This window comes from Streptomyces sp. NPDC043896 (genome assembly GCF_056435605.1).
In genome coordinates this window covers 147542-166036 of sequence record NZ_JBWKEE010000021.1, presented here as the reverse complement: position 1 = coordinate 166036, position 18495 = coordinate 147542, and the positions used below count along the sequence as shown (strand labels likewise).

At 70.9% G+C, this 18495-nt stretch carries 16 protein-coding genes, 5 tRNA genes and 2 pseudogenes; 16 read left to right on the top strand and 7 right to left on the bottom strand.

The genetic code is table 11. The features are described 5' to 3' along the window. The 4 genes and pseudogenes from AC069X_RS27780 to AC069X_RS27765 all read right to left on the bottom strand — a co-directional run. Positions 1–114: pseudogene (locus AC069X_RS27780) on the bottom strand (ATP-binding protein); the annotation flags it as partial. Continuing rightward, positions 95–487, bottom strand: coding sequence for a DUF742 domain-containing protein (locus AC069X_RS27775; RefSeq protein ID WP_007266775.1), 393 nt, complete (start codon positions 485–487; stop codon positions 95–97). The gene AC069X_RS27775 and the pseudogene AC069X_RS27780, both read right to left, overlap by 20 nt. A gap of 148 nt (positions 488–635) precedes the next feature. Then, complete coding sequence (locus tag AC069X_RS27770; protein WP_007266776.1) at positions 636–1049, bottom strand: roadblock/LC7 domain-containing protein; 414 nt, start codon at positions 1047–1049, stop codon at positions 636–638. Between the two features lie 9 nt (positions 1050–1058). Next, entirely contained in the window at positions 1059–4805 is a 3747-nt protein-coding gene (locus AC069X_RS27765; protein WP_478732572.1) for a sensor histidine kinase, read from the bottom strand. 581 nt (positions 4806–5386) lie between these two features. Between AC069X_RS27765 and AC069X_RS27760 the strand changes: the two genes are divergently transcribed. The 9 genes from AC069X_RS27760 (at position 5387) to AC069X_RS27720 (ending at position 9464) form a co-directional block, all read left to right on the top strand. After that, complete coding sequence (locus tag AC069X_RS27760) at positions 5387–5572, top strand: hypothetical protein (protein WP_478732570.1); 186 nt, start codon at positions 5387–5389, stop codon at positions 5570–5572. Between the two features lie 111 nt (positions 5573–5683). After that, positions 5684–6484: a fumarylacetoacetate hydrolase family protein gene (locus AC069X_RS27755; RefSeq protein ID WP_478732568.1), complete on the top strand. Its 801-nt coding sequence runs from the start codon at positions 5684–5686 to the stop codon at positions 6482–6484. Next, a complete protein-coding gene (gene gltX / locus AC069X_RS27750; protein ID WP_478732566.1) occupies positions 6477–7952 on the top strand; it encodes a glutamate--tRNA ligase in 1476 nt (491 codons plus the stop codon). Before AC069X_RS27755 ends, gltX begins: the two co-directional genes overlap by 8 nt. 198 nt (positions 7953–8150) lie before the next feature. Further along, a complete protein-coding gene (locus AC069X_RS27745) occupies positions 8151–8879 on the top strand; it encodes an HAD family hydrolase (protein WP_478732564.1) in 729 nt (242 codons plus the stop codon). An 88-nt stretch (positions 8880–8967) separates the two neighbouring features. Beyond that, a tRNA-Gln gene (locus tag AC069X_RS27740) sits at positions 8968–9039 on the top strand. Positions 9040–9066: 27 nt separating this feature from the next. Beyond that, a tRNA-Glu gene (locus tag AC069X_RS27735) sits at positions 9067–9139 on the top strand. A gap of 61 nt (positions 9140–9200) precedes the next feature. Next, a tRNA-Glu gene (locus tag AC069X_RS27730) sits at positions 9201–9276 on the top strand. Between the two features lie 22 nt (positions 9277–9298). Next, positions 9299–9370: transfer RNA gene (locus tag AC069X_RS27725), tRNA-Gln, on the top strand. A gap of 21 nt (positions 9371–9391) precedes the next feature. Next, positions 9392–9464, top strand: a tRNA-Glu gene (locus AC069X_RS27720). A 180-nt stretch (positions 9465–9644) separates the two neighbouring features. Here AC069X_RS27720 and ndgR read toward each other — a convergent pair. After that, complete coding sequence (gene ndgR / locus AC069X_RS27715) at positions 9645–10361, bottom strand: IclR family transcriptional regulator NdgR (protein WP_007266782.1); 717 nt, start codon at positions 10359–10361, stop codon at positions 9645–9647. Positions 10362–10549: 188 nt separating this feature from the next. Between ndgR and leuC the strand changes: the two genes are divergently transcribed. The 4 genes from leuC (at position 10550) to AC069X_RS27695 (ending at position 13770) form a co-directional block, all read left to right on the top strand. Beyond that, positions 10550–11974, top strand: a complete 1425-nt coding sequence (leuC, locus tag AC069X_RS27710; protein ID WP_478732561.1) for a 3-isopropylmalate dehydratase large subunit — start codon at positions 10550–10552, stop codon at positions 11972–11974. Positions 11975–11977: 3 nt separating this feature from the next. Further along, positions 11978–12571, top strand: a complete 594-nt coding sequence (gene leuD / locus AC069X_RS27705; RefSeq protein ID WP_478732559.1) for a 3-isopropylmalate dehydratase small subunit — start codon at positions 11978–11980, stop codon at positions 12569–12571. A 137-nt stretch (positions 12572–12708) separates the two neighbouring features. Beyond that, positions 12709–12936, top strand: coding sequence for an SCO5555 family protein (locus AC069X_RS27700; protein ID WP_079429951.1), 228 nt, complete (start codon positions 12709–12711; stop codon positions 12934–12936). A 144-nt stretch (positions 12937–13080) separates the two neighbouring features. Next, positions 13081–13770, top strand: coding sequence for an HU family DNA-binding protein (locus AC069X_RS27695; protein ID WP_478732557.1), 690 nt, complete (start codon positions 13081–13083; stop codon positions 13768–13770). A 310-nt stretch (positions 13771–14080) separates the two neighbouring features. Here AC069X_RS27695 and cofC read toward each other — a convergent pair. After that, positions 14081–14755 (bottom strand): annotated as a pseudogene (gene cofC / locus AC069X_RS27690) (2-phospho-L-lactate guanylyltransferase); the annotation flags it as partial. Between the two features lie 194 nt (positions 14756–14949). Here cofC and AC069X_RS27685 point away from each other — a divergent pair. Genes AC069X_RS27685 through AC069X_RS27675 form a run of 3 tightly spaced genes read left to right on the top strand, consistent with a single transcriptional unit; the run spans position 14950 to position 17906 of the window. Further along, positions 14950–15702 carry a lysophospholipid acyltransferase family protein gene (locus AC069X_RS27685; RefSeq protein WP_478732555.1) on the top strand — a complete coding sequence of 251 codons (753 nt, stop codon included), beginning with the start codon at positions 14950–14952 and terminating at the stop codon, positions 15700–15702. Beyond that, the gene (locus tag AC069X_RS27680; RefSeq protein WP_478732553.1) at positions 15699–16709 is read left to right on the top strand and encodes an NAD(P)H-dependent glycerol-3-phosphate dehydrogenase; all 1011 of its coding nucleotides are present in this window, start codon (positions 15699–15701) and stop codon (positions 16707–16709) included. Before AC069X_RS27685 ends, AC069X_RS27680 begins: the two co-directional genes overlap by 4 nt. Positions 16710–16748: 39 nt before the next feature. Then, the gene (locus tag AC069X_RS27675; RefSeq protein ID WP_478732551.1) at positions 16749–17906 is read left to right on the top strand and encodes a D-alanine--D-alanine ligase family protein; all 1158 of its coding nucleotides are present in this window, start codon (positions 16749–16751) and stop codon (positions 17904–17906) included. A gap of 76 nt (positions 17907–17982) precedes the next feature. On the opposite strand, the gene AC069X_RS27670 is transcribed toward AC069X_RS27675, so the two are convergent. Continuing rightward, positions 17983–18474: a DUF3515 domain-containing protein gene (locus AC069X_RS27670; protein ID WP_478732533.1), complete on the bottom strand. Its 492-nt coding sequence runs from the start codon at positions 18472–18474 to the stop codon at positions 17983–17985. Positions 18475–18495: the final 21 nt, after the last annotated feature.

Sequence of the window (18495 nt, the reverse complement as noted above, 5' to 3'; positions counted from 1 at the left end):
GGAGACCGCGCCGACGAACGTGGTCTTGCCCACGCCGAAGCCGCCCGCCACCACGATCTTCGCGGAGGTGGTGGAGCGCGGAGCCGCTCCGCCGTCAGAGCTTGCGAAGTCCACTGAGAACCCTCTCGAGCAGCGTTACATCCGGCGTTCCGCCGGCCTCTCCATTGCCCGGCTGGTGGATGGCCACCATGCCGGCTTCCGCCAGGTCGGCGACGAGGATCCGGGCGACGCCGAGCGGCATCGAGAGCAGTGCGGAGACCTCCGCGACCGACTTCACCTCGCGGCACAGGGTGCAGATGCGCTGGTGCTCCGGCAGCAGGCCGGACAGGTGCATCGGGTCGGCCGTCGTGCTGACCAGCGCCTCGATGGCGAGCTGGTAGCGCGGACGGGTCCGGCCGCCGGTCATCGCGTACGGGCGGACGAGCGGCTGATCGCCTTCCGAGTACGAGTCTCCGTACGCGTCGGGGTAGGCGGGGGGCGGGGTCATTGATCCTCCGGGCTGGACAGCAGTGGTCAGCGTGCCGTCTGACAGGGCGGCCGGTGGGGGGACATGACGGCCTGTCGGGGGTACTGGATTCCGGGTGTGCGGACCCGGTCCCCCCGGCCGGAAGTACCGTCCGGCCGGGGGAGGGGTGTCAGATGAGCAGGCTTCCCTGGAGCTCCGCGCGCAGGTCCGGGGTGAGGACGTTGCCGGCGCGGTCAACGAGGAGGGCCATTTCGTAGCCGACGAGGCCGATGTCGCACTCGGGGTGCGCGAGCACGGCCAGCGAGGATCCGTCGGAGACGGACATCAGGAAGAGGAACCCGCGGTCCATCTCGACCACGGTCTGGTTGACGGCGCCACCCTCGAAGATCCGGGAAGCCCCGGCGGTCAGCGAGGTCAGGCCGGAGGCCACGGCCGCCAGCTGATCGGCGCGGTCACGGGGGAAACCTTCGGACATCGCCAGAAGGAGTCCGTCGGCGGAGACCACCACGGTGTGGGACACCCCGGGGGTGTTGTCCACGAAGTTGGTGATCAACCAGTTCAGGTTCTGTGCCGCCTGGCTCATCGAACTCAACTATCGCTCCTGCTGGTAAGTGGGGTCGATGTGGTAACTGCCGGTCGCGGGGCCGGTGGTGCCGGCCTGGCGGCCCTGCTGGATACCGCGACGGAGGTTGGTGAGGCGGCCGCGGACGTCGTCCGGAGCACGCGACACCTGCGGGCCGGTCTGGGTGTCGGCCTGCTGCTGCGCGGTACCCGCCACGAGGTTCGCACGCGGCACTCGCCGGGGCAGACCCGAGGTGGTGATCCCCCCGGCGGCGGGCTGGCGCACGCGCTCGGCCTGGCGCATCAGCTCGTCGTTCGGGGAGGCCTTCCAGCTGACCGTCGGGCTGCTGCCCGTGGTCGCCGCGGCGGGCTCGGCCGCGAACTCCTGGCCGCGCTGCGGCAGCGGCTGCTGCGGGCGCTGCTGGGGAGCCGGGGCGACCGGGGCCGCCTGCTGCGGCTGGAGCGGCTGCTGGGGTACGGCCGTTCCCTGCCCGGCGGGCTGCTGCCCGTCCTGGCGGGACCAGTTCGAATCCAGCGACTCGAAGATCGGGCTGCGCTGCTCGGGGGCGTTCTGCGCCGGAGCCGGCGGCAGGGCCTCCGGCTGGTACGCCTGCGGGAGGCCCGGGGCCTCGGCGCGCGGCGCCGGAGCGTAGCCCCCGGGCTGCTGGCCCTGCCGCTGGTCCGCGTAGCCGCCGACGCCGGGGCCGCCCGGGCGGGCGAACTGGCCGGTGGAGGCCGGGTCCATCGGGCCCGCGGGCTGCGGCCGCTCGAACTGGCCGGTGGTGCTGTTCGCGGGGTTGCCGCCGGCGCCCTGGGGGAGCGGGGCATTGAAGTCCGGACGGGCGAACTCGGCCGTGGAGCCGGGGCCCGACAGCTCGTCGTGGCCGCGCGGGACCTCGTGGCCGCCCTGGGCGGCGGCACCCCAGCTGGTGGCCTGCGGGGCAGGGGCACCCGGACCGCCCGCGCCCGGGAGCTCCGGACGGCCGGCGCCGTCGCGGGCCGGAAGCTGCGGACGCCTGCGCTGGACGGGGGCGCCGGGCTGCTGCTGGGGCCGGCCCTGCGGGGTCTGCTGCTGAGCCTGCTGCGGGGCCTGCTGCTGAGCCTGGCCCTGCTGCGGCTGCGGCCGCTCGAAGCCGTTGCCCTGCGGGGCGCCCTGCTGCGGGAACCCGCCCTGCTGGCCGCCCTGCTGCGGGAACCCGCCGGCGTTGCCGGGCCCGCCCGCCTGCCGGGCCTGCGGACCGCGGGGCGGCAGCGGCGCACCGCCGCCGAAGGCGCCCTGGCCCTGCGACTGCCCCGTCGCGGCGGAGGGACCGCCCTGCGGACGGGGGCCCTGGCCCTGGGGGCCGCCCTGCGGGCGCTGCTGCGCACCCGCCGCGCCGTCACGCCCCGGCAGGGCGGCGCGCTGGCCGCCGCCGGAGACCTGGCCGCGCTGCTGGCCGGCGCCCACGGGGGGACGCGCGCCCGCGCCGGGCACGGAGGGCTGCTGGCCGCCGGGGGCACCCGGGCCGCCGGGGCCGCCCGGAGCACCGCCGGGACCGCCCTGGCCGCCGGCACCCGGCATCGGACCCGGCTTCTTGCCGCCCTGGGCGACGTCCACCGGGAGCATGACGAGGGCCGTCGTACCGCCCGAGTCGGAGGGGCGCAGCTGGATGCGGATGCCGTGTCGCAGGGACAGGCGGCCGACCACGAAGAGGCCCATGCGGCGGGAGACGGAGACGTCCACGGTCGGCGGCGAGGCCAGCCGCTCGTTGATCGCCGCGAGGTCCTCGGGGGAGAGGCCGATGCCGGTGTCGTGGATCTCGACGAGCACGCGGCCGTCGGGCAGCGCGTGGCCGGTGACCTTGACCTTGGTCTGCGGGGAGGAGAACGAGGTGGCGTTCTCCAGCAGCTCGGCGAGGAGGTGCACGAGGTCGTTGACGACGCGGCCGGCGACATCGGTGCCCGGCACCGCCGCCAGCTCGATGCGCTCGTACTGCTCCACCTCGGACGCCGCGGCGCGGAGCACGTCGACGAGCGGAACGGGACGGGTCCACCGGCGGCCCGGCTCCTCACCCGCGAGGACGAGGAGGTTTTCGCCGTTACGGCGCATGCGGGTCGCGAGGTGGTCGAGCTTGAAGAGCGAGGAGAGCTGGTCCGGGTCGGCCTCGCGCGACTCCAGTTCGGAGATGAGCGACAGCTGACGCTGGATGAGGCCCTGGGAGCGGCGCGAGAGGTTGGTGAACATCGCGTTGACGTTGCCCCGGAGGAGGGCCTGCTCGGCGGCGAGGCGGACGGCCTCGCGGTGCACGTCGTCGAAGGCCGCGGCCACCTGGCCGATCTCGTCGCGGGTGTGCAGGCCGACGGACTCCACGGAGGTGTCCACGTCCTGCGGGTCCGACTCGGAGAGCTGCTTGACGAGCTCGGGCAGACGGTCCTGGGCGACGCGCGTCGCGGTGTCCTGCAGGCGGCGCAGGGAACGGATCATGGACCGGGCCATGACGAAGGCGCCGATGAGGGAGACACCGAGGACGAGGAGGATCAGGGCACCGTTGACGATGGCGTCCTGCTGCGACTCGTTCTTGAGCTCGCGCGCCTTCTGCTCCATGTCCTCGAGCAGCGAGAGCTCGATCTGCTGCATCGCGCGGAGCTTGGTGTCGTCGGCGTCGTACCAGTCCATCCAGGAGCGGTTCTTCTCCTTGGCGAACTGGCCCTGGGTGCTCAGCACGCGGCGCGCGTAGTGGTCGGCGCTGCCGATCTCGGAGTTGCCGTCGCCGAGCGAACTGAGGAGTTCCTCGGGCTTGCCCTGGTAGACGAGTTCGAAGGTCTTCTTCGCCTGGCTCTCACCGCGCAGCGCGGAGAGACCGTAGAGGCGGTCGTTCTCTTCCAGCTTGCCCGGCTTGTCGCCGCTCTCCAGGAGCGAGGCGGCGATGATGGCGCGCTGGATGGAGGCGTACTCCTTGGCGGAGGAGAAGGCCGCCAGGGCACGGGTGCGCTTGATCATCTCGGGGTTCGAGGTGGCCTGGGCCATGTCCTGCGACAGCGAGAGCAGCGAGACGATCAGCGCGTTGTACTCGGTGACGGTCTGCTGGGCGCCGTTCATGTACGCCTTTTTGCGGATGTCCTCGATGCCGGTGAGCTGGCGGCCGATCTGCAGGATGTTGTTGCGGATCGACTTGAGGGTCTCGTCCTTGTCCTCCGCGTTGTCGACCTTGTCGGTCGCGGCGGCGAAGGCCTTGGCGGCGGCGTCGGTCTGGTCGCGGACACCCTCGACGAGGCTGTTGGCCTTGCCGTCCTTGGTGATCGACATCGGACCGGCCGACTTGTCCCGCTCCTCCTGGAGCATGGCGGCGAGGCTGGTCGCCTGGCGGGTCATCGTCGTCAGCAGCTGCATGTGCTCGAGCTGCTGGATGTCCTCGAGCGAGTCGTTGATGCGGAAACCACCGAGCGTGGTGGCGGCGACGACGGGCAGGGTCAGCAGCGACACGAGGCGCGTGCTGATTCGCCAGTTCTGCATGGCGAGACGGGAACCGGGCCCGCTGGGGGCCTTCGGTATCGCCCCTTCGGTCTCGGGTGACTCGGCCTTGCCCTTCGCCCTGCTCGGCTTGACGGCCTTGCCGGGCTTCCCGGCCTTGCCGGACTTGCCGCGGCCCTTCGCCTTCACCGAGGAGGTGTCGGGACCGGCTCCTTCGGCAGCCGGCCCGCGGTTCTGGGCGTGCTGGGGCGAGGAGCCACGGTCGATCCCGCCGCGCGGCTCCTGCTCCGCCGCAGCGCTGCCATCCCTCTTGAATCGTCCCTGCACTAGCGTCGCAACCTCTGGACCAGGCGCCCCGCCGGTTGAACGGCGGAACGGTGTCGAGTCGTGGGGCACTGACGGCCCCGTGGTGGTCGTCGGTGACCGGCGCGTCTCCCTCTCCATCACCGCCGCGCGCGGCGCTCTCTTGCGCCACCTGTGCGCCGGCTGGTACCCGCGGCGGTCCCGCGAATTCCAGCACAGTGGGGGATCTCCAACAAGGTGCGCGTGTCGCCCCGGCGAGCCGGTCACGGCTCGTGACGGGGGGGCTACGCGATGTGGAGGCACTATGGGGAGGAAACGGACTTACGTCAACCAAAGTTCCGGTCCGGCGAGGTGTCCCAGTCGAGATGATCAGGAGCGGAATGGCGCATTCAGTGGCGCAATGTCCGTTTCGCCAGCCCGAATTGACCGCCTGTTATGCCCGTATTGCCCGGTGACTGGTGAGGAAACTCACACCACTGTGGCCATTACTTACCGGTTCACTCGGGGATTCGGATGTTTAGCCTTGCCTGTTAAAGGGTTGGCGCCACATCCGGCGCATCCGACAACCCTCATCCCACGAAGCGACCCGAGGGCCCGAAACTCCGATGAAGACGACGCAGATGTTCCGCAACATAGCCAACCCCCGCCGCACGACCCTCGCGCACCTCAAGGACGCGGACGAGCTGCAGGCGGCGCCGGCCACCCCGGAGCACTCCGTCGAGCTGCCCACCCAGACCGCGAACCCCCGCCGCACCGTCCTCATGGACGCGCCGGTCGCCGCAGGACAGTAGTCCCTCCGCAGTAGTGGCGCCGTAAAGGAGCGCGAAGCGCCGCCGCCCACCGCGTTAGCCTGGAGTCCGCAGACTCCAGCCAGCGGAAATACAGAGGGGCAGACGCAACACGTGCGCATCGCCAGGTTCTCGATCGACGGCAATGTCGCGTTCGGCGCGGTCGAGGGCAGCACTGCCCCCGGCGCCGAGGGTGAGCTCGTCCTCGACATCATCAAGGGCATCCCGTTCGCGGACTTCGAGCTCTCCGGCACGAAGGTCCCGCTGAGCAAGGTCCGGCTGCTGCCGCCCGTGCTCCCGAACAAGGTCGTGGCCATCGGCCGCAACTACGCGGAGCACGCGGCGGAGCTCGGCAACCAGGTCCCCGAGACGCCCATCACCTTCTTCAAGCCCTCCACCTCCGTGGTCGGCCCGGGCGACCCGATCGTCTACCCCTCCTTCTCCCAGGACGTGCACCACGAGGCGGAGCTCGCCGTGGTCATCGGCCGCATGTGCCGCGAGGTCCCGAAGGAGCGCGTGAAGGACGTCATCCTCGGCTACACCTGCGCCAACGACGTCACCGCCCGCGACGTCCAGCAGCGCGAGAAGCAGTGGGCCCGCGCCAAGGGCTTCGACAGCGCCTGCCCCCTCGGACCCTGGATCGAGACCGGCCTCGACCCGGAGGCGATCTCCGCGGGCCTGGCGGTCCAGTGCACGGTCAACGGCGAACAGCGCCAGCTCGGCAGCACCAGCGACATGGTCCGCTCCGTGGAGGACCTGGTCGTGCACATCAGCGAGGCCATGACGCTGCTCCCGGGCGACGTCATCCTCACGGGGACCCCGGCCGGAGTCGGCCCCCTCAACGTCGGCGACGAGGTCGCCGTCACCATCGAAGGCATCGGCACTCTCACCAACAAGGTGATCAAGCGTGGCTAACGCGAACGTCCGCGTACGTTTCTGTCCCTCCCCGACCGGCAACCCCCACGTGGGCCTGGTCCGGACCGCCCTCTTCAACTGGGCGTTCGCCCGCCACCACGGCGGTACGTTCGTCTTCCGCATCGAGGACACCGACGCGGCCCGCGACTCCGAGGAGTCGTACCAGCAGCTGCTCGACTCGCTGCGCTGGCTCGGCTTCACCTGGGACGAGGGCCCCGAGGTCGGCGGCCCGCACGCCCCGTACCGCCAGTCCCAGCGCATGGACATCTACGCGGACGTCGCGAAGAAGCTCCAGGACGGCGGCTACGCCTACCGCTGCTACTGCACCACCGAGGAGCTCGACACGCGCCGCGACGCCGCCCGCGCGGCCGGCAGGCCCTCCGGCTACGACGGCCAGTGCCGCGACCTGAGCGACGAGCAGGTGGCCGCGTACGTGGCCGAGGGCCGCAGCTCGATCGTCCGCTTCCGGATGCCCGACGAGACCATCACCTTCACGGACCTGGTCCGCGGCGAGCTCTCCTTCACCCCGGAGAACGTGCCGGACTTCGGCATCCTCCGCGCGAACGGCGCACCGCTGTACACGCTGGTCAACCCGGTCGACGACGCGCTGATGGAGATCACGCACGTCCTGCGCGGCGAGGACCTGCTGTCCTCCACCCCCCGGCAGATCGCCCTCTACAAGGCACTGATCGAGCTGGGCGTCGCCAAGTCCGTCCCGCAGTTCGGCCACCTGCCGTACGTGATGGGCGAGGGCAACAAGAAGCTCTCCAAGCGCGACCCGGAGTCCTCGCTCAACCTCTACCGCGAGCGCGGCTTCCTGCCCGAGGGCCTGCTGAACTACCTCTCGCTCCTCGGCTGGTCCTTCTCCAAGGACCAGGACATCTTCTCGATCGAGGAGATGGTGGCGAAGTTCGACATCGACGGCGTGAACGCCAACCCGGCGCGCTTCGACCTGAAGAAGTGCGAGGCGATCAACGCCGACCACATCCGCCGGATGGACCCGAAGGCCTTCGCGGACGCCTGCGAGCCGTGGCTGCGGGCCCCGCACGCCAACTGGGCGCCCGAGGACTTCGACGCGGAGGCCTGGGCGCGGATCGCGCCGCACGCCCAGACCCGTGTGACCGTCCTCTCGGACATCACCGCGAACGTGGACTTCCTCTTCCTGAAGCAGCCCGTGGAGGACCAGGCGTCCTGGGACAAGGCCATGAAGGGCGAGCCCGCGGCCCTGCTGACCACCGCCCGCGAGCAGCTCGACGCCGCGGACTGGAACGACCCCGAGTCCCTGAAGAACGCCGTCCTCGCCGCCGGCGAGGCCCACGGCCTCAAGCTCGGCAAGGCCCAGGCGCCGGTCCGCGTGGCCGTCACCGGCCGCACCGTCGGCCTGCCGCTCTTCGAGTCCCTGGAGATCCTGGGCAAGGAGCGCTCGCTGGCCCGCATCGACGCGGCCCTGGCGAAGCTCTCCGCCTGACGCGCACCACCCCCGAAGGGGCGGCGGCCCACCCGGCCGCCGCCCCTTCGGCGTTCCCGCGCTCCCGGCCTTCCCGGCCCGTGAGACCGGGTGAGAACGGACACACCCGCCGGGCCGCGCGGCCGCGCGGTGACGCGTCCCCCGCGGACTTCCCCGACCGCCCTCCGCGGGACGCCGCCCCGGCGTAGGCTCGGCGGCATGCCGATCCGCGCAGTGCTGTGGGACATCGACGACACCCTGTTCGACTACACGGGGGCCGATGCGGCCGGCCTGGCCGCCCAGCTGCGCGACGAGGGGCTCGGGGAGCACTACGGATCCCCGCCCGAGGCGCTGGCCCTCTGGCGCAGGCTCACTGAGCTGCACTGGGCGCGCTTCTCCGCCGGCGAGGTCACCTTCCAGGGCCAGCGGCAGGACAGGGTGCGGGACTTCCTCGGCCGGCCCGCCATGACGGCCGCGCAGGCCGACGAGTGGTTCGACCGCTACGTCGAGCACTACAAGGCCGCCTGGGTGCTCTTCCCGGACGTCCTGCCCGCCCTGGACGCCCTCGCCCGCACCCACCGGCACGGCGTGCTCTCCAACTCCTCCGAGGCCAACCAGGACCCCAAGCTGCGCCACCTCGGGCTGCGCGACCGCTTCGAGGTGCTGGTGTGCGCCGCCGAGCTGGGCGTGAGCAAGCCCGACGCCGCCGCCTTCCGGGCCGCCTGCGGGGCGCTGGGGCTGCCGCCGGGCGAGGTGGCGTACGTGGGGGACCAGCCGGAGATCGACGCGCGGGGCGCGCGGGACGCCGGGCTGACGGCCGTCTGGCTCGACCGGGCGGGCGGCCGGGGGCCCGGACCCGGGGGCGTACACAGGATCGAGGGGCTCGACCGGCTGCCCGGGCTGCTGGCCGTGGATACCCGTTTTGGAGCACGGTCAGGCATCCGGTAATGTTCTTTCTGCGCCGGGGAGACGGGCCGAAAGGCCGGAAACCGAAGGCGCCAACCAAACGAAAGGCCCCCAGGGGCTTGAAGTTCGGTGGGCTATAGTGTAATTGGCAACACGAGGGTTTCTGGTTCCCTTATTCTAGGTTCGAGTCCTGGTAGCCCAGCGCAGTGCAGTAGTAACGCAGTGCTTTGCCCCCGTTGTGTAGCGGCCTAGCACGCCGCCCTCTCAAGGCGGTAGCGCCGGTTCGAATCCGGTCGGGGGTACAGATCCTTCCCGCGGGATCTCCAGGGTCGCTCCCGGAGATCTTGATGCAGGATCGCTAGGGCCCCCGTTGTGTAGCGGCCTAGCACGCCGCCCTCTCAAGGCGGTAGCGCCGGTTCGAATCCGGTCGGGGGTACCAAGGTCTGGCAGGTCTAGACCATTGGGCTATAGTGTAATTGGCAACACGAGGGTTTCTGGTTCCCTTATTCTAGGTTCGAGTCCTGGTAGCCCAGCGCAGTACCGCAGTAAAGCTAGCCCCCGTTGTGTAGCGGCCTAGCACGCCGCCCTCTCAAGGCGGTAGCGCCGGTTCGAATCCGGTCGGGGGTACAAGAGGAGAGGCCCTCCGCGATCATCGCGGAGGGCCTCTTCCGTGTTTCCGCTCCTCGGCCGGGCTGCCGGGTGCGGGGTACAAGTGCGGGCCCGGAGGCGCGAGTTCGGACGTGTGCGGCGTCGTACGCGCCCCCGGGCCCGGGGGGTGTGTGGTGGAGGTCTGCGACCGGGAGGTGCTCAGCCGGAGCGGCGCAGGGCCTCCGTCAGACGGGCGGCCGCGTCTATGACGGCCTGGGCGTGCATGCGCCCCGGGTGGCGGGTCAGGCGCTCGATCGGCCCGGAGACCGACACGGAGGCCACCACGCGGTTGGAGGGGCCGCGTACGGGCGCCGAGACGGACGCCACGCCGGGCTCCCGCTCGCCGATCGACTGGGCCCAGCCGCGGCGCCGTACGCCGGACAGGGCCGTGGCCGTGAAACGCGCGCCCTGGAGGCCGCGGTGGAGCCGCTCGGGCTCTTCCCAGGCCATCAGGATCTGCGCGGCCGATCCCGCCTTCATCGGGAGGGTGGAGCCCACCGGGACGGTGTCCCGCAGGCCCGACAGCCGCTCGGCGGCCGCCACGCAGATGCGCATGTCGCCCTGACGACGGTAGAGCTGCGCGCTCTCGCCCGTCACGTCACGGAGGTGCGTGAGCACCGGTCCGGCCGTCGCCAGCAGGCGGTCCTCGCCGGCCGCGGCGGCAAGCTCTGCCAGCCGCGGACCGAGGATGAACCGGCCCTGCATGTCCCTCGCCACCATCCGGTGGTGTTCCAGTGCCACGGCCAGGCGATGTGCCGTGGGTCGTGCGAGCCCTGTCGCCGCGACCAGCCCGGCGAGGGTGGCCGGACCGGACTCCAGTGCGCTCAATACCAGAGCTGCCTTGTCGAGAACGCCGACGCCGCTAGAGTTGTCCATGAAACGATATTCACGTCTCACACTGTGAAACGCAAGTTCAAATTTTCCAAGAACGAGCGAGTCTGTATGTGCGGGTCCACGAACCACTGGGTCCGAGCCGCCGTTCCGCACGTGGGGTAGCGGGGCGGTCAGGCGCACCAGATCTCTAAGAAGCGCCGGCCCAACCGGCCGGCCGGAGGGAAAGAGCGATGGGTAGGACACTCGCGGAGAAGGTCTGGGACGACCATGTCGTCCGGCGCGCCGAGGGCGAGCCCGATCTCCTCTTCATTGATCTCCACCTGCTGCACGAGGTGACCAGCCCGCAGGCCTTCGACGGTCTGCGCCAGGCCGGCCGCAAGGTCCGCCGCCTGGACCTCACCATCGCGACCGAGGACCACAACACCCCCACCCTCGACATCGACAAGCCGATCGCCGACCCGGTCTCCCGGGCCCAGCTGGAGACGCTGCGCAAGAACTGCGCCGAGTTCGGTGTCCGCCTGCACTCGCTGGGTGACGTGGAGCAGGGTGTCGTCCACGTCGTGGGACCGCAGCTGGGCCTGACCCAGCCGGGCACGACCGTGGTCTGCGGCGACTCCCACACGTCCACGCACGGTGCCTTCGGCGCCCTGGCCTTCGGCATCGGCACCAGCCAGGTCGAGCACGTGCTGGCCACCCAGACGCTGCCGCTGGCCCGCCCGAAGACGATGGCGATCACCGTCACCGGTGAGCTGGCCGAAGGCGTCACCGCCAAGGACCTGATCCTGGCGATCATCGCCAAGATCGGCACCGGAGGCGGCCAGGGCTACATCCTGGAGTACCGCGGCGAGGCCGTCGAGAAGCTCTCGATGGAAGCCCGCATGACCATCTGCAACATGTCGATCGAGGCCGGCGCCCGCGCGGGCATGATCGCCCCCGACCAGACCACCTTCGACTACCTGCAGGGCCGTGACCACGCCCCCGAGGGTGAGGACTGGGACGCGGCGGTCGCCTACTGGAAGACGCTGCGCACCGACGACGACGCCGTCTTCGACGCCGAGGTCGTCATCGACGGCGCCTCGCTGTCGCCGTTCGTCACCTGGGGCACCAACCCGGGCCAGGGCGCTCCGCTGTCGGCCAGCGTCCCCGACCCGGCTTCGTACGAGGACGCTTCGGAGCGCCTGGCGGCCGAAAAGGCCCTGGAGTACATGGGGTTGACGGCCGGACAGCCGCTGCGCGAGATCAAGGTCGACACCGTCTTCGTAGGTTCCTGCACCAACGGCCGCATCGAGGACCTGCGCGCCGTCGCCGGGATCATCGAGGGCCGCAAAGTCGCCGACGGCGTACGGATGCTGGTCGTCCCGGGCTCGGTCCGGGTCGCGCTGCAGGCCGTGGAAGAGGGGCTGGACAAGGTCTTCAAGGAGGCCGGCGCCGAGTGGCGGCACGCGGGCTGCTCGATGTGCCTGGGCATGAACCCGGACCAACTGGCCCCCGGTGAGCGTTCCGCGTCCACCTCCAACCGCAACTTCGAGGGCCGGCAGGGCAAGGGCGGGCGCACCCACCTGGTCTCCCCGCAGGTGGCCGCCGCCACCGCGGTGCTGGGCCATCTGGCCTCGCCCGCCGACCTGTCCGACGCCAACGCCACCGCCGGAGTCTGAGCCATGGAAGCCTTCACCACCCACACCGGCCGGGCCGTTCCGCTGCGCCGCAGCAACGTCGACACCGACCAGATCATCCCCGCCCACTGGCTGAAGAAGATCACCCGCGACGGGTTCGAGGACGGGCTCTTCGAGGCCTGGCGCAAGGACCCGGAGTTCGTCACCAACCGCCCCGAGCGGGCGGGTGCGACCGTGCTCGTCGCCGGCCCCGACTTCGGCACCGGCTCCTCCCGCGAACACGCCGTCTGGGCCCTGCAGAACTTCGGCTTCAAGACGGTCATCTCCTCCCGCTTCGCCGACATCTTCCGCGGCAACTCGCTGAAGAACGGTCTGCTGACCGTCGTCCTGCCCCAGGAGACCGTCGACCGGCTGTGGGAGCTGACCGAGGCCGACCCCACCGCCGAGATCACCGTCGACCTGGTCGACCGCAAGGTCCGAGCCGAGGGCGTCGAGGCGGAGTTCGAGCTCGACGACAACGCGCGCTGGCGTCTGCTGGAGGGTCTGGACGACATCTCGCTCACCCTTCAGAACGAAGCCGACATCGCCGCGTACGAAAGCGTCCGCCCGGCCTTCAAGCCGCGCACGATTCGGCACTGATTCCTGTCTGATCAGCGCTTATTCACCCTCGGGTGATCACATCGACAACACTGTGCCCCCCGCCTTCAGGCGGGGGGCACAGCCGTATGTTGAGGCCCCCTGAGGCGACAACTCGCCCCAGATGGCACAATCTGTGCATGGAACGCGACAGTCAACTCGAGCTCTACGAACTCGTCGCGGACCGGTTGAAAGAAGCACACACAAGGGTGCGCGCACTGCAAGTCCCGGAGGGCGTAAGGATGGCGCTGTCCCGGAAGCTGTTGGTCGTCACTGCCGCGGCGAAGCACGATCTCGCCGACGCGGCAAGGCGCCTGGACAGGTTGATGAAGGACCTCGACGAGGGTCGATTCCCTGAAGGCGACTGATGCGAAGGAACTCCGTAACGGCCTACATCGTTGCGGCACTAGGGTGATTAGCCCGTTTCGTGTTTGATTTGCGGTATATATCCGCCTAACGTGCGAAATAAGCTTGAACACATTCGTTCTGGCGATGTCTCCGAAGGGGAAGACGTGAACAAGGCGCAGCTCGTAGAAGCGATTGCCGACAAGCTGGGCGGCCGCCAGCAGGCCGCGGACGCCGTCGACGCGGTACTGGACGCCATGGTCCGCGCGGTCGTCGCGGGCGACCGGGTCTCGGTCACGGGCTTCGGCTCGTTCGAGAAGGTCGACCGCCCGGCCCGCTACGCCCGCAACCCGCAGACGGGTGAGCGCGTCCGGGTCAAGAAGACCTCCGTCCCCCGTTTCCGCGCGGGTCAGGGCTTCAAGGACCTGGTCAGCGGCACCAAGAAGCTCCCCAAGGGCGACGAGGTCGCCGTGAAGAAGGCCCCGAAGGGCAGCCTGACCGGCGGCGCTTCCGCCACGGTCAAGAAGGCCGCCGCGAAGAAGGCCACCACGGCGAAGAAGGCCGCCGCGAAGACCACGGCCGCGAAGAAGACCGTGGCGAAGAAGGCCGTCGCGAAGAAGGCCGCGACGACCGTCAAGAAGACCGCGGCGAAGACCACGGTCGCCAAGAAGGCCACGGCCACCACGGCCAAGAAGGCCGCTCCCGCCAAGAAGACGGCGACGGCGGCCAAGAAGACCACCGCCACCGCGAAGAAGACCGCCCCGGCGGCCAAGAAGGCCACCGCGACGAAGGCGCCCGCCAAGAAGACGGCGACGCGCAAGGCCACCGCGAAGAAGACCACCGCCCGCAAGAAGTAAGGGACCGGGTCACACACGCCGGGCCGGCTTCCCCACTTGGGGAGGCCGGCCCGCGGTGCGTTCTTCGCAGGTCAGAGGCCTGTTGGAGGGTCCGACGGAGCTCTCAGAAGGTCTGCAGGGTCACCAGCGTGATGCGCAGGGACGGGCCCTCGCCGTCCGTCTCGATCCGGACCCGCTGCCCCGGCCGCAGCAGCCGCAGGCCGCCCGCGTCGAAGGCCGCGGTCTCGAAGGGCACCGGGGTGCCGTCGTCCAGCAGCACACTGCCGCTGCGGGTCTGGGAGTCGTACGTGTACGCGGTCGCCTGCATACGGGAACTGTATCGGGCCGTGTGTCTCCCCACCCCGAGGGCCAGGGCCGTCCGCAGGTCCGCCCCCGTGTCCACGTCGCGCCGTACGCTCTCCACGTCCGCGAGGCCTATTTCCACCGCTCCGGAGGCCGAATGCCGGGCCCGGGAGGGGCCGCCGAACGAAGGTGCCAATTCCACGTCCGGACCCGCGGAAAGCAGGGTCGTGCCGATTCCCGCGGCATCCGCCAGAAATGCCCGCGGAAAATGCGCCGCGGTATCGAGCACACGTAGCAATTCCGGCGGGCGCAGCGCCGGGAGGTCCGCGTTCATCGCCGCCACCGGCGACCCGGGACGCCCCGCCCGCACCGCCCTGGCCCCGTGGCTCAGCGCGGCGTTGAGCCCCGCTCCGGGGGCGTCCGGCAGGATCCTCGCCCCCAGCCGCCTCAGCTCCGCCCCCGCCACCGCGTCGTCCGTGACGACCACCACATCCGTGACCGAAGCGCAGGCCAGCGCCCCCGCCACGGTGTCCTGGGCGAAGGCCAGCGCGAGCCCCGGCCGGGACGCGCCCACGGCCGCCGCGAGACGGCTCTTGGCCAGCGCCAGGGGCTTCAGCGGGACCACCAGGCTCCATACGGCGTTCGTGGCGGACCCCTTCCCTCCGGTGCGCTGCGGCACCCGCCCGACCCATCGGCAGGTCATGACCCGGTCATCACTCGGCCCATTGTCGCCCCCGAGCGGCCGCAGGGGGGCCTCGTGGTGCGAGCGGGGCGTACGGTGTCCTCGACAGAGGCCGGACCCGAAGCGACACTTGTCCGGCCCACAAGGTGCCCAAGCTCCCCCAGCCGCCGCTGGGAGGTACACCCCCGCACCGGGTCCTAGAGGAAGGTGTCCGAGTGTCCCGCCGCAGAATCGGCTTCTGGTACCGCCTGGCGGCGGTCATCGCAAAACCGCCGCTGGTAGTGCTCTTCAAGCGGGACTGGCGGGGAATGGAGCACATTCCGGCCGACGGCGGGTTTATCACCGCCGTCAATCACAACTCGTATCTGGACCCGCTCTCCTACGCGCACTTCCAGTACAACACCGGCCGGGTGCCGCGTTTGCTCGCCAAGGCGGGGCTCTTCAAGGTCCCATTCGTCGGCATGATCCTGCGCGGATCCGGACAGATCCCCGTCTACCGCGAGACCACCAACGCCCTGGACGCATTCCGGTCCGCCGTCGACGCGGTCGAGCGCGGTGAATGCGTCGCCTTTTACCCGGAAGGCACCCTCACCCGGGACCCGGAGATGTGGCCGATGGCCGGCAAGACCGGTGTCGCCCGCGTGGCACTGATCACCAAGGCGCCCGTCATTCCCGTGGCGCAGTGGGGCGCGAATCTCGCGATGCCGCCCTACGCCAAGGAGAACAAGGTCCGGCTGTTCCCGCGCAAGACCCTCCAGGTGCTCGCCGGACCGCCCGTGGACCTCTCGGCCTTCTACGACCGCGAGCCCACGCCGGACGTCCTCAAGGGCGCCACCGAGGCCATCATGGCCGACATCACCCGGCTCCTGGAGGAGCTGCGGGGCCAGCAGGCACCCGAAGAACCGTACGACCACCGCAAGGCCAGGGCGGAACAGCGGCGCAAGGCCGCGGGGGAGGGCAAGAAGTGACGCGTCCCGTGAAGGCGGCCGTCTTCGGAAGCGGTTCCTGGGGCACCGCCTTCGGCATGGTGCTCGCCGACGCCGGCTGTGAAGTGACGCTGTGGGCCCGCCGCCCGGAGGTGGCCGACGCCATCAACACCGGCCGCGCCAACCCGGACTACTTCCCCGGTGTGGAGCTCCCGGCGAACCTGCGCGCCACCACCGACCCGGCCGAGGCCGCCCGCGGCGCCGACTTCACCGTGCTGTCCGTCCCCTCCCAGACCCTGCGCGCCAACCTGGCCGGATGGGCCCCGCTGCTGGCGCCCGACACCGTCCTCGTCTCCCTGATGAAGGGCATCGAACTCGGCAGCGCCAAGCGGATGAGCGAGGTCATCGAGGAGGTCGCCAAGGTCCCCGCCGAGCGCGTCGCCGTCGTCACCGGCCCCAACCTGGCCCGCGAGATCGTCGCCCGCCAGCCCGCCGCCTCCGTCGTCGCCTGCGTGGACGAGGCCGTGGCCCAGCGCCTCCAGGCCGCCTGCCACACCCCGTACTTCCGCCCGTACACCAGCACCGACGTCATCGGCTGCGAACTGGGCGGCGCCGTCAAGAACGTCATCGGCCTGGCCGTCGGCATCGCGGACGGCATGGGCCTCGGCGACAACACCAAGGGCTCCCTCATCACCCGCGGCCTCGCCGAAGCGACCCGCCTGGGCCTGGCGATGGGCGCCGACCCGCTCACCTTCTCCGGCCTCGCCGGCCTCGGCGACCTCGTCGCCACCTGCTCCTCGCCGCTCTCCCGCAACCACACCTTCGGCACCAACCTGGGCCGCGGGATGACCCTGGAGGAGACCATCGCGGTCACCAGCCAGACCGCGGAAGGGGTCAAGTCCTGTCAGTCCGTGGCAGATCTGGCAGGGCGGTACGGAGTGGACATGCCGATCACCGACACCGTGGTCGACATCGTCCACCACGGCAAGCCCCCGCTGGTCGCCCTGAAGGAACTGATGGGGCGCAGTGCCAAACCGGAACGCCGCTGACACCTTTCCGGACGCTTGAGCGGGTACCCTCGTGGCGATATGAGCAGCGAGAACCTCCCCCAGACCCCTGAGCAGCAGGGCCGCAAGCCCCGTGTGGCCGTCGTGTTCGGCGGCCGCAGCTCGGAACACGCCATCTCGGTCGTCACGGCGGGCGCGGTGCTGCGCTCCATCGACCGTGCCAAGTACGAGGTGCTGCCCATCGGCATCACCACGGACGGCCGGTGGGCCCTGACCGCCGACGCCCCCGAGCGCATGGCCATCGCGGACCGGCAGCTCCCCAGCGTCGAGGCGCTGGCGGAGTCCCCGGACGGCACCGTCGTACTCCCCGTGGACCCCGCCAGCCGCGAGGTCGTCTACACCGAGCCGGGTGCCGTCCCCAAGGCCCTGGGCGAGGTCGACGTCGTCTTCCCCGTCCTGCACGGCCCCTACGGCGAGGACGGCACCCTCCAGGGCCTCCTGGAGCTCTCCGGGATCCCGTACGTCGGCTCCGGCGTCCTCGCCTCGGCCGTCGGCCAGGACAAGGACTACATGAAGCGGGTGTTCACGTCGTTCGGGCTGAACGTCGGCCCGTACGTCACCATCCGCCCCCGCGAGTGGGAGGCCGGCCACGACGCCGCGAAGGCGAAGGTCCTGGACTTCGCCGCCGAGCACGGCTGGCCGCTGTTCATCAAGCCCGCCCGGGCCGGCTCCTCCATCGGCATCACCAAGGTCGACGACGCCTCCGGGCTCGACGCGGCGATCCGCGAGGCCCGCCGCCACGACCCGAAGGTCATCGTGGAGGCGCTGCTGCGCGGCCGCGAGATCGAGTGCGGCGTCCTGGAGTTCGAGGACGGGCCGCGCGCCAGCGCGCCCGCGGAGATCCCGCCGGTCTCCAGCCACGACTTCTACGACTTCGAGGCGAAGTACATCGACTCCGCCGCCGGGCTCGTCCCCGCCCCGCTCACCGCGGAGCAGACCGCCGAGGTGCAGCGGCTCGCGATCGAGGCCTTCGAGGCGGCCTCGTGCGAGGGCCTGGTGCGCGCCGACTTCTTCCTGACCGAAGACGGCACCTTCGTCATCAACGAGATCAACACCATGCCCGGTTTCACGCCGATCTCGATGTACCCGCGGATGTGGCAGGAGTCCGGCATCGAGTACCAGGAGCTGGTGGACCGCCTGATCCAGGCGGCGCTGCGGCGCTCCACCGGGCTGCGCTGACGCCGCCCGGACCCGTACGGCCGACCGCCCGCTGGGAGCGATCCCAGCGGGCGGCGGTGTGCGCGGGGCGGGCGGATCAGTACGAGGAGATGCCGGCCGGGACCGAGGCGGCCACGGCCGCGGACAGACCGACGAGCATGCTCGCGTCCGTGGCATGCTCCTTGTCGATCCACACCTCCGTGTAGGCCAGCCGGCCCGTGGTGGTGAACCGGAGGCCGCCCTCCGGGGGCTGCTCCACCAGCCAGCCGACGCCGTTGACCTCGACGCCGTCCGCCTTGGGATCGGCCATCTTGGGGGGCCTGGGGATACCGCACCGCAGTACGATCGCCGAGCCGCCCCACGCGGCGGTCAGATCCGACTCCGGTTCGGTGACGGACCGGTCCAGACCGGACACCGTCCCCGGGAGCTCGCCGTGCAGCGCCGCACAGAGCCCCGCGACGCCGGCGGGCGGCGCGGGCGGCGGTGTCACCCGGGCCTCGGAGGCCCCGGGGGCACAGCCCGCCAGGGCCAGGACCGCCACCAGGGCGGACGGGGCCAGTAGACGGAGGGGCCGGTGGTGCGAAGACATCACCGGCCAAGACTAGACGGG

What these genes read in the sequence shown, in the direction of transcription:
- AC069X_RS27775 (WP_007266775.1), bottom strand. Translation starts at nt 487, where the DNA reads ATGACCCCGCCCCCCGCCTACCCCGACGCGTACGGAGACTCGTACTCG.
- AC069X_RS27770 (WP_007266776.1), bottom strand. Translation starts at nt 1,049, where the DNA reads ATGAGCCAGGCGGCACAGAACCTGAACTGGTTGATCACCAACTTCGTG.
- AC069X_RS27760 (WP_478732570.1), top strand. Translation starts at nt 5,387, where the DNA reads ATGAAGACGACGCAGATGTTCCGCAACATAGCCAACCCCCGCCGCACG.
- AC069X_RS27745 (WP_478732564.1), top strand. Translation starts at nt 8,151, where the DNA reads ATGCCGATCCGCGCAGTGCTGTGGGACATCGACGACACCCTGTTCGAC.
- ndgR (WP_007266782.1), bottom strand. Translation starts at nt 10,361, where the DNA reads ATGGACAACTCTAGCGGCGTCGGCGTTCTCGACAAGGCAGCTCTGGTA.
- leuC (WP_478732561.1), top strand. Translation starts at nt 10,550, where the DNA reads ATGGGTAGGACACTCGCGGAGAAGGTCTGGGACGACCATGTCGTCCGG.
- leuD (WP_478732559.1), top strand. Translation starts at nt 11,978, where the DNA reads ATGGAAGCCTTCACCACCCACACCGGCCGGGCCGTTCCGCTGCGCCGC.
- AC069X_RS27700 (WP_079429951.1), top strand. Translation starts at nt 12,709, where the DNA reads ATGGAACGCGACAGTCAACTCGAGCTCTACGAACTCGTCGCGGACCGG.
- AC069X_RS27675 (WP_478732551.1), top strand. Translation starts at nt 16,749, where the DNA reads ATGAGCAGCGAGAACCTCCCCCAGACCCCTGAGCAGCAGGGCCGCAAG.
- AC069X_RS27670 (WP_478732533.1), bottom strand. Translation starts at nt 18,474, where the DNA reads ATGTCTTCGCACCACCGGCCCCTCCGTCTACTGGCCCCGTCCGCCCTG.